Annotated in this window: 10 protein-coding genes; 8 read left to right on the top strand and 2 right to left on the bottom strand. The window is 56.8% G+C overall.

Going from position 1 to position 16170, the window contains the following annotated elements; genetic code table 11:
• Positions 1 to 10 precede the first annotated feature (10 nt).
• The 3 genes from H7A51_01055 (at position 11) to H7A51_01045 (ending at position 8710) form a co-directional block, all read left to right on the top strand.
• The gene (locus H7A51_01055) at positions 11 to 1885 is read left to right on the top strand and encodes a sulfatase (protein MCP5534804.1); all 1875 of its coding nucleotides are present in this window, start codon (positions 11 to 13) and stop codon (positions 1883 to 1885) included.
• Between the two features lie 214 nt (positions 1886 to 2099).
• Positions 2100 to 8156 (top strand): alpha-2-macroglobulin, encoded by a 6057-nt coding sequence (locus H7A51_01050; protein ID MCP5534803.1) that lies wholly within the window; start codon positions 2100 to 2102, stop codon positions 8154 to 8156.
• A 65-nt stretch (positions 8157 to 8221) separates the two neighbouring features.
• On the top strand, positions 8222 to 8710 hold the full coding sequence (locus H7A51_01045) for a hypothetical protein (protein MCP5534802.1): 489 nt from the start codon (positions 8222 to 8224) through the stop codon (positions 8708 to 8710).
• A 276-nt stretch (positions 8711 to 8986) separates the two neighbouring features.
• Here H7A51_01045 and H7A51_01040 read toward each other — a convergent pair whose 3' ends face one another.
• A complete protein-coding gene (locus H7A51_01040; GenBank protein ID MCP5534801.1) occupies positions 8987 to 9712 on the bottom strand; it encodes a hypothetical protein in 726 nt (241 codons plus the stop codon).
• Positions 9713 to 9827: 115 nt separating this feature from the next.
• Complete coding sequence (locus H7A51_01035; protein MCP5534800.1) at positions 9828 to 11126, bottom strand: ammonium transporter; 1299 nt, start codon at positions 11124 to 11126, stop codon at positions 9828 to 9830.
• Positions 11127 to 11339: 213 nt separating this feature from the next.
• Between H7A51_01035 and amt the strand changes: the two genes are divergently transcribed.
• The 5 genes from amt (at position 11340) to H7A51_01010 (ending at position 16161) form a co-directional block, all read left to right on the top strand.
• Positions 11340 to 12647 carry an ammonium transporter gene (gene amt / locus H7A51_01030; GenBank protein ID MCP5534799.1) on the top strand — a complete coding sequence of 436 codons (1308 nt, stop codon included), beginning with the start codon at positions 11340 to 11342 and terminating at the stop codon, positions 12645 to 12647.
• Between the two features lie 120 nt (positions 12648 to 12767).
• The gene (locus tag H7A51_01025) at positions 12768 to 13577 is read left to right on the top strand and encodes a type III pantothenate kinase (GenBank protein ID MCP5534798.1); all 810 of its coding nucleotides are present in this window, start codon (positions 12768 to 12770) and stop codon (positions 13575 to 13577) included.
• 25 nt (positions 13578 to 13602) lie between these two features.
• Positions 13603 to 14556 carry an ROK family protein gene (locus H7A51_01020; protein ID MCP5534797.1) on the top strand — a complete coding sequence of 318 codons (954 nt, stop codon included), beginning with the start codon at positions 13603 to 13605 and terminating at the stop codon, positions 14554 to 14556.
• A gap of 98 nt (positions 14557 to 14654) precedes the next feature.
• Positions 14655 to 15470 carry a 3-deoxy-8-phosphooctulonate synthase gene (kdsA, locus tag H7A51_01015; protein MCP5534796.1) on the top strand — a complete coding sequence of 272 codons (816 nt, stop codon included), beginning with the start codon at positions 14655 to 14657 and terminating at the stop codon, positions 15468 to 15470.
• On the top strand, positions 15457 to 16161 hold the full coding sequence (locus tag H7A51_01010; GenBank protein ID MCP5534795.1) for a hypothetical protein: 705 nt from the start codon (positions 15457 to 15459) through the stop codon (positions 16159 to 16161). Before kdsA ends, H7A51_01010 begins: the two co-directional genes overlap by 14 nt.
• Positions 16162 to 16170 lie beyond the last annotated feature (9 nt).

The raw sequence follows: 16170 nt of genomic DNA, 5'->3' as shown, positions 1-16170 counted from the left end.
GACTACCCGCATGAAAGCACTCCTTCTGCTGGTCTCCGTTCTCGTTATTTTCCCTACTGCCTTCGCGGCAGAAAAACCTAACATCCTCTGGATCACATCCGAAGACAATGACTACGGTTGGTTAGGGTGTTACGGGAATAAGGAGGCGCAAACCCCCCGACTCGACAAGTTGGCGGCGAACGGGCTGCTCTTTAGTCGTGCTTACTCTAACGCCCCTGTCTGCGCAGTTGCCAGATCGACGATTCTCAACGGTGCCTACGCCGTCACCCAGGGAACGCAGCACATGCGCAGTCGACACCCGTTATCATCCGACTACACCCCCTACCCGACCTACCTTCGAAAACTGGGTTACTACTGCACCAACAACGCAAAAACAGACTACAACTTCCTAGGCAATGATAAATCCCTTTGGGACGATTGCTCAGGAAAAGCCCATTACAAAAACCGACCCGAAGGTTCTCCGTTTTTTGCCATATTCAATCTGGGAGTTTCCCATGAAAGCTCGTTGTTTAACGTATCGAAGAAGAAAGGTAAGACCCGGATCAATCCGGCTGATGTCACCCTGCGTCCCTACCTACCCGATCTTCCCGAAATCCGCAACGACGTCGCGCACTATCACGATATCATCACCAGGCTCGACACCCAGGTCGGGAAGCTGCTCGATGAACTCGAAAAAGAAGGTCTCGCTGACAATACCATCGTTTTCTATTACGGCGATCACGGCGGCATCACCCCGCGCGGTAAGCGCTACCTCAAGGACTCCGGCACCCACGTCCCCATGCTCGTTCACATGCCCCAAAAATGGCAGCACCTCTGCCCCTTCAAACCCGGTCAGAAAGTCGATGAACCCGTGGCATTTGTCGATCTCGCCCCCACCCTGCTCTCGCTGGTCGGTCTGGAAAAACCCAGCCAAATGCAGGGACGAGCCTTCCTCGGCACCAAACGGACCGAACCCGCCAAGGACCGGATGGTTTTCCTCTACGCCGACCGCTTTGATGAAATCTACGGCATGCGCCGGGGGCTCACCGATGGCCGGTGGAAATACATCCGCCGTTTCACCCCCCATCTACCAGCTGCCCCCTACAGCTACTATCAGTTTGGCCAGGCGGGATGGAGGGCATGGCAACAAGCATGGAAAAACGGCAAACTGAAGGGCCGGTCTCACGATATCTGGGAAGCTAACCAACCCGTCGAGGAACTCTTCGACCTCAAGTCCGACCCCTGGGAGGTCAATAACCTCGCCGCCGATCCCGCCCATGCCAAACGCCTTGCCGACATGAGGGATCGTTTACGCAAGACAATGATCGAGACCCGCGACACCGGCGTCATTCCTGAACCCATGTTTGCCGAGCTCGCGCCTAACAAACCTGTCTCAAACTATCTAAGCTCCCGGTCGAACGACCTCCCCTCCATCGTGGATCTCGCTTTTGCGGCCTCCGCACGCGACCCGAAACACCTTGACCTCTTCATCCGCCAGCTCGGCGCAAAGGACCCCATCACCCGCTACTGGGCCGCCCAGGGTCTCCTCATCCTCGGCTCTCAAGCATCAAGCGCCGCGCCGCAGGTGGCCCTGCTGCTCAATGACTCCCAGTCGACCATCCGGGTCACCGCCGGACAGTTTCTGTTCAACATCGGTAAAAAAGAGCAGGGCACCGCTGCCGTCCTTGCCGAACTCAATCAACGTAATAACGAATACGCCCAACAATACGCGATGAATGCGCTTACCCGGATCGGTGCCATCAACCAAATCCCCGACAGCTGGATCACTGCCACCTTAAACGACGGGAAGGCCGGGAGTTACGTTCAACGCCTCGCACAACAATTAGCCAAGCAGCGCAATCTCAAGAACCCGCAAAAAAAGCCCAAACGCAAAAAAGACAAGTAAGGGCAAAGAGAGCTCCCCCTTTCCCCTGACGGCCCGGGATCCCCCCCGGGCCGTCATTTTTTTGTCACAAACCCGGCTTAACCCGGCAATAGTGTTGGAGAACAACTCCAGTCTGTGCTAAGAAGACTAGCACTCAATCATTTACCAGCATCACAATACCATGAAACCAGGAAATTTGATTATCCTCACAAGCGTGCTTATAACCCTCATGACCATGGATACATCAGCCCAGGACAACGTCGGTTCCCTACGTCCCAAAGCCGCCAATCTTGAAAAAAACGGCAATTATAAGGAGGCACTCGATATTTATCAGCAACTTCTCGATACACAACACGGTCCTGAATCAGGCGCGGACCTCAACCATGCCCGCTCCTGTCTGCAAAATTTGAACCGGATCTCAGAGGTCGATGCGCTGATCGAAACGTCTCTCGAAAAACAACCCACCAATGCCGCCCTTCTCGATCAAGCTGGTTCCATCTACTCCAGCCTGCCCCATTATGGCTACATTGTAGCGGGTAAATTCCACCGCGGTGACCATCGCGGCGGTGGCCAGTATTCCGATTGCACCGACCGCGACCGTATCCGTGCCATCCAGCTCTACCTCAAAGCCATCAAACACTGGCCCGCGCATCAAGAGGATGGAAAAAACTTCGATCAAGCAAATCTCTACACCCGTCTGGCCAGTGCCATTTCCATGGCTCGCCAAGGCAACGGCGCATGGCGGCTGCAAATCCTCAGCGAGCTGACAAAGCTCCCGGACCATGAACCCGGCAATCGATGGAACCGTGGTGGCAGGGACCCCAACGGTGCTCCCGTCGATGCCGAAGGCAATGCCCTTTTCTATCAGGTACCCGACTCATGGGACGCCGCCAAAAACGATGGCGAACGCTGGCGCTATGCTCTCAACCATGCCGTCAAACTCAACCCCGCACTCAAAGATGGCTACCAATCGAACTGGGCCAGTTTCCTCCACTCCCAGTTTGGTGTCACCACCATGGCCCATTACGGGTGGTTTGGCAGTATGGATATGGACGATCAAAAAGGTATCCTCCAGCTCCACACACTAACAGATGATGAAACAGTCGCCCGACTCGCCACCGGCGTGAAACGCTTCACCCTGCCCGCAGACCAGAACTTCATCAGCATCTACACTGATCTCAGTCAGCGCGACGAATATGCAGCGGACCGACTCATCCAGATCTACCTCGACCGCCGACAACATGAAAAAGCCGCCGTGCTGCTTGAGAAAACCATCGGGAAATTTGCCAGAAGCAACTCGACCAAAAACCGCAAAAAGCTGCTCCACCAAATCGTCGGAAACTGGGGTCGTCTTGACACCTCTAACGGATCTTCACCCGCAGGCGTGGAACCCGAGGTCCTCTACACCTTCCGTAATGCCAAGAGCGTCACCCTGGTGGCACACGAAGTCGACCTGACTGGTTTGGTCGACAATCTCTGGAAATACATGGAAGGCAACCCCACCAAACTCGACTACAACCTCACCCACTGGGGAAGCCTCGGCAACTCTCTCGTCAATGAATCACGAAAAAAATACGTCGGCAAAGAAGTGGGACGGAGAATCCATACGCTCAAACCCCGCGCCCATCATTGGGATACCCGCGAGTCTCTCAGCGTGCCCATCACCAAGCCGGGTGCCTACCTCGTTTCCGCCAAACTCGAAAATGGCGTGACCACCCGCACGGTTGTCTGGCTCGAATCCACCGCCATCGTAAAAAAAGACGTCAATGGCGGAGAACTCTACTACCTCGCCGAGGCCATCACCGGCAAACCCATACCCAATGCCAGATTCGAATTTTTTGGCTTCGACATCCAGCATCGCAAAAACCCGGGACTACTCAAGAAATACGACATCCTCACCAAACGTGTTACCAAAACATCCGCAAAAGACGGCACGCTTTTCATCAAAAACAATGAGCTTCCCAACAACTACCAATGGATGATCCGTGCCACCTCGGAAGCGGGGACAGCATTGCTCGGATTCAGCCACATCAACTCACATATCAACGACGGAGGAAACCTCAGTGGCCGGAAGTCATTTGGCATCACCGATCGCCCCGTCTATCAGCCGAAACAAAAGGTCTACGGCAAATTCTGGATCCGGGAGGCGCGCTATGACCTCAAGGATGTCTCCACTTTTGCAGGCAAGGAATTCACCATCACCATCCGTGATGCCTCCGGCACCGAGGTCGTTAAGGACCTTCAACTCCGTGCCGATGCCTACGGCGGTATCGAATACAGCTACGATCTCCCCGAAGACGCCAAGCTCGGCAGTTACCAGGTTGGCCTGCGCGTCGGTAACCAATGGTATGGCAACCACTCCTTCCGGGTCGAGGAATACAAAAAACCTGAATACGAGGTCGCGGTCGACGCCCCGACAGATCCTGTTAGCCTCGGGGAAAAATTCAACGCCACCATCAAGGCCAATTATTACCACGGTGCCCCCGTCACCGAGGCCAAGGTCAGCGTCAAGGTGCTGCGCCACCGTCACAATGACCTCTGGTTCCCCTACGGTCGATGGGACTGGCTCTACGGCGGTGGCTACGGCTGGCTCGATGTCGAGCGACCATGGTATCCAGGTTGGAAAAGCTGGGGCTGCTACTGCCCCCTCCCCTTCTGGTGGCACCGTGGCGGTGAGCAACCCGAGGTTGTGTTAGAACAAGAACTCGATATCAGTCCCGACGGCACGGTCAAAGTGGAGGTCGACACCGCGCTCGCCAAGGCGGTCCACGGTGACACCGACCATCGCTACGAAATCATCGCCGAGGTCGTCGATGCATCACGCCGCACCATTGTCGGCAAAGGCAGCATCGTCGCCGCCCGCAAACCCTACACCGTCACCGTCTGGCTGGATCGTGGTTACGCCCACGTTGGAGACCCCGTCAACGTCTCGGTCGCCGCCCGCACCGCCCTCGGTAAAGAGGTAGCCACCAAAGGCAAAGCCGTTCTCTACCGCATCAGCACCGATAAAGACGATAAGCTAGCCGAAAAAGAAGTCCAGAGCTGGGATATCAACACCACGGACGACAGCGATGGTCAGCTTAAATTCCAGGCCGGCAGTGCTGGCCAGTTCCGTCTCGCCGCCAAAATGGAGGACTCCAAAGGCAGGAAAATCGAGGGCGCCATCCTGTTCACCGTCCGAGGCCAGGGTGAAGCAGACGGCGGCTTCCAATACTCCGATATCGAGCTCATCCCCGATCAACGCACCTACGCGAATGGCTCCACCGTCAAGCTGCTCATCAATACCAAGCGGCCTGACAGCACGGTCCTGCTTTCTCTCCGGGGTGGCATGGAATATAGGTTCATCCACCTGAAAGGACAAAGCACCGTAGTGGATATTCCCGTTGCCCTCAAGGACATGCCCAATTTCTTTGTCGAGGCCGCCACCGTCTCCGACGCCAAAGTCCACACCGCCGTGCGGGAAATCATCGTGCCTCCGGAAAAACGTATCCTCAACGTCGAGGTCCTCCCCAGCGATGAACGCTTCAAACCCCGCGCCGAGGGCAAGGTCAAGGTCCGCATCACCGACCAGCATGGCGAGCCCGTGCAAGGCTCGCTCGCCCTCACCATTTATGACAAGTCGCTGGAATACATCTCCGGCGGCAGCAATGTGGCTGATATCAAGTCCCACTTCTGGAAATGGCGGCGTCACTTCCATGGTGGATTCGATCATTCACTCAATCACCACGAGCCAACGGTGCTCAAAGGCCGCGCCGAAAGTATGCTCACCCTGGGTGCCTTTGGGCACTCCCTCGCCGACATGGAAGAGAATGACGGAGGTGGCGGTTTTGGAAATTCCCGCTCCGGTGGCCTGATGAGAAAAAGCGCAAGAGCCCTGCCCATGGCCGCACCCGCCATGGAAATGGCCGCCGATGCAGCTCCAGAAGATAAATCCGACAACCAGGGCGGAGATTCCGGAGATGGCCCGGCAGTGATGATCCGCAAGGACTTTGCCGACCTGATCAAATGGCTCGGCGCGGTCGAAACCGATGCCGATGGTGTCGCGGAAGTCCCCGTCACCTTCCCGGATAACCTGACCACCTGGAAAATCAAAACCTGGGCGATGGCGCACGGCACCCGTGTCGGCGAAGGCTCCGCCGAGGTCATCACCAGCAAGGACCTCATCATCCGACTGCAGGCACCGCGCTTCTTTGTCGAAAAAGACGAGGTCGTGCTCAGCGCCGTTGTCCACAACTACCTCAAGACCGACCAAGACGCCAAGATCAGCCTGGAACTCGAAGGCGGCACCCTAACATCGAGTTCACCTCTTGAGCAGCAGCAAACGATCAAAGCAGGCGGCGAAACCCGCATCGACTGGCGCACCAAGGTCAAGGGAGCGTGGGCGTCCCGCCCGCACACCGATGGCAGCAAAGCCATCGTCCGCATGAAGGTGATTACCGCCGATGACTCCGATGCCATGGAAATGACCTTCCCCGTTTACGTCCACGGCATCCTCAAACAAGAAGCCTGGAGCCGGGTGATCGAGCCTGGAAAAGGGCACACCGTCATCGACTTCAAAGTGCCCGCCGAACGCAGCCCCGACCAGACACGCCTCGAAGTCCGCTATTCCCCGACCATCGCCGGCAGCATCGTCGATGCCATCCCCTACCTCGTCGAATACCCCTACGGCTGCACCGAACAGACGCTCAACCGTTTTGTGCCTACGGTCATCGCGCAGAAGCTGATCAAGGAAATGGGCATCGATCTCGAGGATGTTAGAAACAAACGCGCCAACCTGAATCCGCAGGAAATCGGCGACGACAAAACCCGCATGGCGCAGTGGCAACGCTGGCAGCGCAACCCCGTCTTCAACGAAAATGAGGTCAACAAGATGACCGCCGCAGGTATTAAAAAACTCCGTGAGATGCAACTCTCCGACGGCGGCTGGGGGTGGTTCTCCGGCTGGGGCGAGCACTCCTACCCGCATACCACCGCTGTCGTTGTCCACGGTCTGCTCATCGCCAAGGCCAATGGGGCAAAGGTGGACGACGGCATGCTCGACCTCGGTGTCACCTGGCTGAAAAACTACGAAGCCGAGGAAACCGAACGTATCCGGATGTGGGAGAAACGGAAGAAAAACACCAAGCAATACGCCTCTGCGATGGATGCCTTTGTCCGGCTGGTGCTCGCCGAAGCCAAACACGACAACCCAGAAATGTCAGGTTATCTCTTCCGCGATAAAAACCAGCTCTCGGTCTACGCCAAGGCGATGGCCGGTATGGCGGCCCACCTCGCCAAGGACACCGAAAAACGTGACGCCCTGATCCGTAACATCGAGCAGTTCCTCGTCTACGACGATGAAAACCAGTCCGCCCACCTCAAGCTCGGCAACGGCTCCTACTGGTGGTGCTGGTATGGCTCCGAGATGGAGGCCCACGCGTGGTACCTCAAGCTGCTTGCCGCCACCAATCCCAAGTCAAAACAAGCCCGCGGCCTGGTCAAGTATCTGATCAACAACCGCAAACACGCCACCTACTGGAACTCGACCCGTGACACCGCCTATTGCATCGAGGCGATCGCCGACTACATGCGCGCCTCCGGGGAAAACAATCCCGACGCCGAAGTCACCGTGCTCGTCGACGGCAAGGAGATCAAAACCGTGAAGATCACAAAAGAAAATCTCTTTTCCTACGACAACAAAGTCGTTATCGCAGGCGACGCCCTCGGCACCGGCGACCACACAGTCGAGCTCAAACGCAAAGGTGATGGACCGCTCTACTCCAACGCTTATCTCACGGTGTTTACCAAGGAGGACTTCATCAAGAAGGCCGGACTCGAGGTGAAAGTCGACCGCGCCTACTACAAACTCGAACGCATCGAAGCCACCGAAAACACCGCCGGAACCAGTGGTCAGGTCGTCGGCCATAAAGTGGAAAAGTACAAACGCATCCCACTCAAGCCCGGCGATCTGTTAGTCAGCGGCGACCTCGTTGAAGTCGAGTTGCACATCCATAGTAAAAACGACTACGAATACCTGATGTTCAACGATTGGAAACCGGCCGGTCTCGAAGCCGTCGATGTCCAAAGCGGTTACACACGCGACGGAATGCACGCCTACATGGAAATGCACCACGAGAAGACCTCATTCTTCGTCCGCCAGCTCGCGCTCGGCTCACACAGCCTGAAATACCGACTCCGCGCCGAGATCCCCGGCAGCTTCTCCGCGCTCCCCACCATGGCCGAAGCCATGTACGCGCCCGAACTCAAGGCCAACTCCGACGAGATGAAGATCCAGGTGCAGGACAAGAAATAACAAAACCATCATTGCGCTGAGCAAAAAAAAGTCACCCAATACTCAACCAACATCAGAACACAGCTATGCATCCATTCAAATTAAGAATCATTTCAATCGCTGGCAGTGCCCTACTCTGCTTCACGGTAAACAGTCCGGCAGAGGCTGCCAGTCCCGCCCTGGGCGGCATGCAACTCCTCAAAGGCTATGAACACAAAGTGCTGCAGGGAATCGATAGTCGAGTAGGCATCATCAGCAAAAAAGACGGATTACAGATACACTACGAGATCGGCTCAATACCAAAACCTGGATCACCTGGACTCGGCGGACAGTTCTCCGACAGGGCCAAACTCACTCCAAAGCAACAGCTTCTGTGGTATCGGGAGCAAACAATCAATGGCCAACCGGTTCATCTGGCGCACTGTAAAGACGGCTTGTTACTGGTGTCATTTCCACAGAAGGGAACCAATTTCAGGGTACAGGTGAATTCGCCAAACGATATGGCTGACGCTTTGTTGATGATCCTTACCTACCCTGAAAACATCAGCACACCAGCCACCACCCCGGATCAATAACAACACACCTCTCCATGGACGAGGCGTTGAGCTGAACAGAACATCCCAACACCTGGCAAGAACCTCAAAGTCAAAAGATCCAGCCGCTACGCTCCGGTTCTGCTCGTCGGGGCGGTGTTTTGCTTCCAGCTTCCTTCAGCCGACACCTCGCGATGTCGACCTCGCCTTCCACCAGCGGTTCTCTCTGCCGGGCGCACCGAAAAAAATGAGGACCCGCGCGAAGCGGATCCCCATTCTCCAGACAAACTGAATTATTGATATTCAGCTAGAAAAAAACTAGAATGAGTAGCTCAGGGTGATACCACCGTAGAAGAGGTCATCACTCGCGGTTGCGTCGAAATCGTTGTCGAGGTCACTACTCGCACCCACATACTTGATGTAAGGTGTCAGGGTCATGTTCTCACGGATTTCCCAAGGAGCGCCTACCGAAACGTAGAAGTGGTTGAAGCCGTCAAGGGCACTGCCGTCAACGTCCGCATTGTAGTCAAAACTCCACGCCGCGCCGGCAGCAAGGTCAAGATTGACACAGGCACTTAGCTCAAAGCTCTTGCTGGCTTCAAACTCAAGGTAACCACCGTCGATCACGTCAATGTCCTCGTAGTAGGTCAGTGAAAGACCGATGCCGTTCTCAAACTCGGTAGACACACCGATGTAGAGCTCATCCGTGTTAGCGCCACTGGCACCCGGGAACATGTAGTAGGTGTAACCCACACTTACATCCACCGCTCCAAGTGTCTTGGTAAGCCCGATGTAGAGGTCAAGCTCGTCGAAGCCACCACCGTTGGTGTCGGCATACCAGGCTCCCCCACTCAGGGACAGGCCCTCGGCAAGTTCATAGCTGAGATCAAGGCCGCCTTCGTAGAGGTCATCGCCGAAATCAACTCCACGGAACTCATAAATAGTATGGTAACCAGCGTGAATCTCGGTCTCTAACTCTGCGTATGCAGGAGCTGCTGCCAACATGCTTCCGCCTATCATTAGTGATTTGATTGTATGTTTCATAATCACCTTATGCTGAGCAAGCATCGTGCCAACTTTAGGATATGTCATCGCATAAAAAGCCGGAACCCCTCGCAGGGTCCCGGCCGGTCAGTTGTTTGGATAGAGCGAGACGGAATTACGCATCCCAGTTGTAGGCTTCCTCCCCGTGTTCCTCACGGTCGATGCCTCCATGCTCCACCTCTTGTTCCACGCGCAGTCCTTGGCAAAGCAGCTTGGCCACCATCATGGCAATCGCCGCAGCCGCACCACTCCAGACGATGGTTACCATCACGCTCTTGGCCTGCACCATCAACTGGGCAACACCCCCGCTTGCATCATAGCCCTCGCGAATAAAGACGCCGGTAAGCAATGCACCCACGATGCCACCGACACCGTGGACTCCAAACACGTCCAGACTATCATCATAACCCAAGGCATGTTTCAGCTTGGTCGCGGCAAAATAACAAACGCCACTGGAAATGGCACCAATGGCTAGGGCACCGGCCACGTCCGTGGAGCCAGCCGCCGGGGTGATGGCGACCAGTCCGGCAACCGCACCCGTGGCAGCACCCACGGCGGTCGGTTTCTTGGAAATAACCCATTCGAGTCCCATCCAGACCACCACGGCAATCGCTGTAGCCACCTGGGTGGTCAGCATCGCCATACCCGCGCTCCCGCCCGCACCTGCGGCTGAGCCGGCATTAAAGCCAAACCACCCCACCCACAATAATGCCGCACCAATCAACACAAAGGGCACATTGTGAGGAACCAAGGCCGGCCCGGGGTAGCCCGACCGCTTACCCACAAAGATACAGGCGACCAGTCCGGCAATACCGGCATTAATGTGCACGACGTTGCCTCCGGCGAAATCAATCGCGCCCCAGTGGTGGAACAATCCGCCCCCCCAAGCCATGTGCCACATCGGCAAGTAGGAGAGCACGGTCCAGACCACGGTGAAAACCAACACCGCGGAAAACTTCATCCGCTCGGCAAAGGCCCCGACAATGATCGCCGGACTGATAATGATAAAGGTCATCTGGAATGTCACCCAGACACTCTCCGGGATCGTTCCGTTCAGGGTTTCCTCCTGGATATGGTTCAGGAAAAGAAACGTTTTGTCCCAGCCGAAATATTGACAACCGCCACTACCGGCAGCCACGGCGTATCCAAAGACCACCCATAAAACCGACATCACACCGGCCATGGCGAAACACTGCACAAAGAGGCTCAAGACGTTTTTCGACCTGACCAGGCCGCCGTAGAACAAGGCCAGGCCAGGCAGGCACATCAGTAGAACGAGCACTGTCGAGGTCAGCATCCAGGCGGTGTCCCCGGTGTCGAGGGTGGGTGCTTCTTCTCCGGCTCCGGCAAGGGCATACGATGAACCCAGCATCAGTAAGAACAGGGGCATTAGATAAGTTTTAAGTGTTTTCATGGTTTTTGTCTGTGGTTTTGAGACGTCCGCAGAGCACTCAGGCCGGTTTCCTGGAAAAATTTTCCCTGTCCCCTGGCCATGGGTGACCCACGCGCGAGTAGAATCCAGCACAGACCGTGCCAACTTCGGGAATTATTTTTTCACCCCTACCCGGCCATTCTTGGCACGCGGCATGCTGACCACGGAGTCCGTCAACACATTGATATTAATACTATGAGAAAACTACTCCTCACTACAGTAATCGGATCACTGGGCCTTATCGGCACAGCCTACGCAGGCGATGACACTTCAGCAGCAATTGCCGATGTGAAATTCATCATTGATAACCTGTGGATCCTCATCTCCGCCGCACTCGTCTTTATCATGCACCTTGGCTTCGCCTCGGTTGAAGCAGGTATGTGCCAGCGCAAAAACACCGTGAACATCATGTTCAAAAACGTCTATATCGTCTGCATCGGTGCCGTCGGCTACATGCTCTGGGGCTTCAACGGCATGTACCCGGGTGACGTCGGCGTCGACTGGAATGGCATCTTCTCCCTGGGATCACCACTCACCAATGAAGCAGCGGCGGCGGACCTCACCCGCTTCTACGGCTCCGAATCCGGTGAGGGTGCCTACACCATCTGGTCGGATTTCATCTTCCAGGCCATGTTTGCCGCCACCGCAGCCACCATCGTCTCGGGTGCGGTTGCCGAGCGTGTCAAACTTTCCTCCTTCATGATCTTCGCCACGATTCTGGTCACCTTCCTTTACCCGGTCACAGGTTCCTGGGAATGGGGCACAGGCTGGCTCGACCAGATGGACTTTGCCGACTTTGCCGGCTCGTCCCTGGTGCACGCCTTCGGTGGTTTCGCCGCCCTCGCCGCCGTGATCATCCTCGGACCACGCAAAGGCAAGTTCACCAAGAATGGCGTCAAGCCGATCCTTCCCTCAAACCTCCCCCTCGCCAACATCGGTGTCTTCATGCTCTTCCTCGGATGGTTTGGATTCAACGGCGGCTCCGTCCTCTCCGCCGATGCGGCCGGTGTCTCCCATGTGTTTGTCACCACCGCCATGGCCGGCTTCGCCGGTGGACTTGGCGCCATCTTCTTCTCATGGATTCTGCTCAAAAAGCCTGACCTCTCCATGGCTCTGAACGGGATGCTTGCCGGTCTCGTCTCCATCACTGCCGGCGCCGATGTGATCTCGCCCTACGAGGCACTGGCCGCTGGCTCCATCGGTGGGGTCCTCGTGGTCCTCTCGGTCACCTTCTTCGACAAGATCAAGATCGACGACCCGGTGGGTGCCATCTCCGTGCACGGTGTGGTCGGCATCTGGGGGACTCTCTGTGTGGCCATCTTCGGAGGAGCCAACTTCGGGGTGCAGCTCCTCGGGACGCTCTCGATCTCGGCCTTCGCCTTCACCAGTGCATTCATCGTCTTCTACGTCATCAAGCTCATCATGGGCGTCCGCGTCGACGAAGCCGAAGAGGCGGAGGGACTCGATGTCGCCGAGCACGGTGCCCCCGCCTACAACGAATAACACCTTTTTTCATAACCGTGAGTCACCGGGGGAGCCGCAAGGTTTCCCCGGTTTTTTTCTATCTGGGTGCTTTCCATCACCCTATGAACCACCCTATTGTCTGCGCAGCCCACTGCTGCCATGCGTATTCTCATTGTCGATAACTCCAACACCCGCACCAAGTTCGCTCTCGCAAGCCCCGGTGAGCTGCTTCCATGGCGGGCCATCATTCCGACCCCGGAGATTTCCCCGGAGTCCTTGGGCAAAGCCCTCAAGGGGATCGACTGGGATGTTTCCATCATCAGCTCCGTCGTCCCTGAAAAAGCCGCCATTCTCTCGTCATGGCTCGGCGACAAGCCCTGCCACCAGCTCGATTACCAAAGCAAATTACCCATCAGCATCAGCTACCCCCAGCCGGGGCAAATCGGCGCCGACCGCCTGGCCAACGCCGCCGGCGCTTATGACCTCTACGGCAGTCCATGCATCGTACTCGATTTCGGCACCGCCGTCACCTTCGATGTCATCGCCCCTGATGCACAGGTAACGGAGGAAACCCCAGCGGACGACCACAAGGGAGTTTACGTGTCCTCCGAAGCCTCGGCGAAGGGGGAAGCGTCTTACCAGGGTGGCGTCATCGCCCCCGGCCTTGCCTCCATGACCGAAGGTCTCGCGCGGCGGACCGCTCTGCTGCCCCACATTGAACTGGAGGAGCCCAAACACGCCATCGGCAAATCCACCGAGGAAGCGATGCTCGCCGGCGCCGTCTTTGGCTACCGGGGCCTCGTCCGCGAAATCCTCCTCAACCTCCGCAAGGAACTACCCGCCAACCCCGTGGTGGTCGCGACCGGTGGCGACGCCGCACTCATTACCCGTGGTCTGCCGGAAATCACCAAGCTGGCCCCCCACCTGACCCTGGATGGTCTGCGGATCATCGCAAGCCTCAATTTTTAATCCACAACCACGCTCCCTCTCCATCATGACCAACACATCACTTGCACTCGGTATCGACTTCGGCGGCACCTCCATCAAAATCGGAGTCGTCGACCAACAGAAAATCATCGACTCCTGCCCCCCTGTCCCCACAGCCGACCATGACACTCCCACCGAGCTGATCAAGGCCATCGGGAAATGTATCACGGAGCTCCGGGAAAAACACCCGGCCATTTGTGCCATCGGCGTGGGTGTGCCCGGGTTTGTCAACCCCGACAAAGGACTCGTCTATCAGCTCACCAACGTCCCCGGCTGGGTGCACGTACCCTTGCGGGACCAGTTGGCCTCGCTCACAGGGCTTCCATGCATCATCGAGAACGACGCCAACTGCATGGCCTACGCCGAGTGGAAACACGGTGCCGGCAAAGGCATGGAGCACCTCATCTGCCTGACCCTCGGCACGGGTGTCGGCAGCGGTATCATCTCTAACAATATCCTGCTCCACGGCAGCCACTCCACCGCCGGTGAGCTGGGCCAGACATCCATCGACTTCCGTGGCCGCAAAGGTGCCTACGGAAACATGGGCGCACTGGAGGACTACATCGGCAACCGGCAAATTGCCAAGGAGGCACACGCACAATATGCCAAACAGGGCATCTCACGTTCGCTGGAAGAGTGCTCACCGGCGGAGCTCACTGCGGCAGCCCGGGGTGGAGACACCATCGCTGTCGATATCTGGCGTGGCGTCGCGGAAAAACTCGCCTGCGCGATCGTCAACGCCTGCTGGTTGCTGAACCCAAACGCCATTGTCATCGGCGGCGGTGTTGCCAAGGCCGGGGCATTCATTTTCGAACCCCTGGAAACATTCATCCGCACCCAGCTATCCACACCTTTTTACAGCCATTTGAAGATCCTCCCCGCCCACTTCAGCAATGACGCCGGCATCATCGGTGCCGCCACACTTGCCCTTGAAAAGGCCCGGCCGTCGACCCAGGCATAACAGAAGCAGAAAAAGCCCAATAAAAAAGCACCCGAAGGGCAATTTTAACGTGCCATATCCCACATCCGTGCTTAGTTTAGATAGCAGTTCCCGCTACCATGAGTCAAATAGGCAATCTCTCTCTCGACCCCACCACTCCGTTCTTTCTTCTCGGCCCATGTGCCCTTGAATCCGAGGATTTTGCCTGGCAAATGGCACGCTCGCTCAAGGAGATAGCCGACCGCACCGGCATCCAGTTTATTTTCAAAGCGTCCTACGATAAAGCCAACCGGACATCGGTCGATTCCTTCCGTGGCCCCGGCGTCAAGGAGGGCTGCCGCATCCTCGGTGAAATTGGCAAAGAACTCGGTGTCCCGGTCACCACCGACGTCCACACCCCGCAGGAAGCTGAAATCGCGGCGGAAACAATCGATTTCCTCCAGATCCCCGCCTTTCTCTGTCGGCAAACCGATCTCCTCGAGGCCTGCGCCAGGACCGGTCGACCCATCAACATCAAAAAAGGCCAGTTCCTCGCCCCCTGGGACGTCAAACCCATCGCGGGCAAAATGAAACACTTCAACTGCGAACACTTCTACATCACTGAACGCGGGTCCACCTTCGGCTACAACAACCTGGTGGCCGATATGCGATCGCTCTACTGGATGCGCGACATGGGTATGAAGGTCATTTTTGACGCCACCCACTCCGTGCAACGCCCGGGTGGCGAGGGAGGTACGACCGGCGGCGATGGTGAACTCGCCCCGGTACTCGCCCGCGCGGCAGTGGCCACGGGGGTCGACGGTATTTTTATGGAAACCCACCTCAATCCGGAAAAAGCCTTTTCGGACGGCCCCAACCAAATCCCTCTCTCAGACATCGAAGCCGTTCTCACCAGGCTCCTGGCAGTGCACCACGCTGCTCATGGCGGCGATTGAACACACTCATTTCAAACCTCCAACTCCAACAACCACACTGAAGCATTCCGTCCATACCCTGGCATACCTAACAAAAGCGACCGCGCTCGGATTTGCCGCCGCATGGTTGGTCGCAATCACGCCATCGTGTTCGAAAAGCCAGCAAGAAACCCGGAAAGAGACGCAGCAAAAGGCCGAAGATAAAATCATCGCCAAGGAGGAGGAGAAGGCCAAGGCCGCCTTCCAGACACTGGATATCCTCCCCCAGGGAAGTATCCTCCGGAGTGTGCGGTTTCCCCGTTACGATAAGGACTTCACCCCCCTCTCCCTCTTTACCGCGGATAAACTCACCGTGCTCGACGGACATCAAATCGAGGCGGAGGGCATCCACATGCAGATCTACGGCAAAAACGGAAACGTCACCGCCCCCACCACGATCAAGATGCGCCGAGCCGTTTACTCCCAGAAACACGCCGACCATGAACACTCGCTGCTCAAGGCCTCCGAGGCCATCCTCATCAGGGGGCCTAAAAAAGACCCCGACTCCGGTCCCAGCTACATCGCCTCGGGCACCGGCCTGATCTACGATTTGGATACCGGGCGCGGTTTTTTACTTGGGCCGGCATCCACTTTGTTTCACATTGAACAGTCCGACCCGGCCGAACCGACCGCAAAAGCCGGCCCGGCGCCCCATACCCAACCCTCTAAATAACCACACAGC

Source organism: Akkermansiaceae bacterium, from assembly GCA_024233115.1.
GTDB lineage: Bacteria > Verrucomicrobiota > Verrucomicrobiia > Verrucomicrobiales > Akkermansiaceae > Oceaniferula.
Note: the sequence above shows the minus strand (reverse complement) of the source record. Positions and strands in the feature narration are given on the sequence as shown.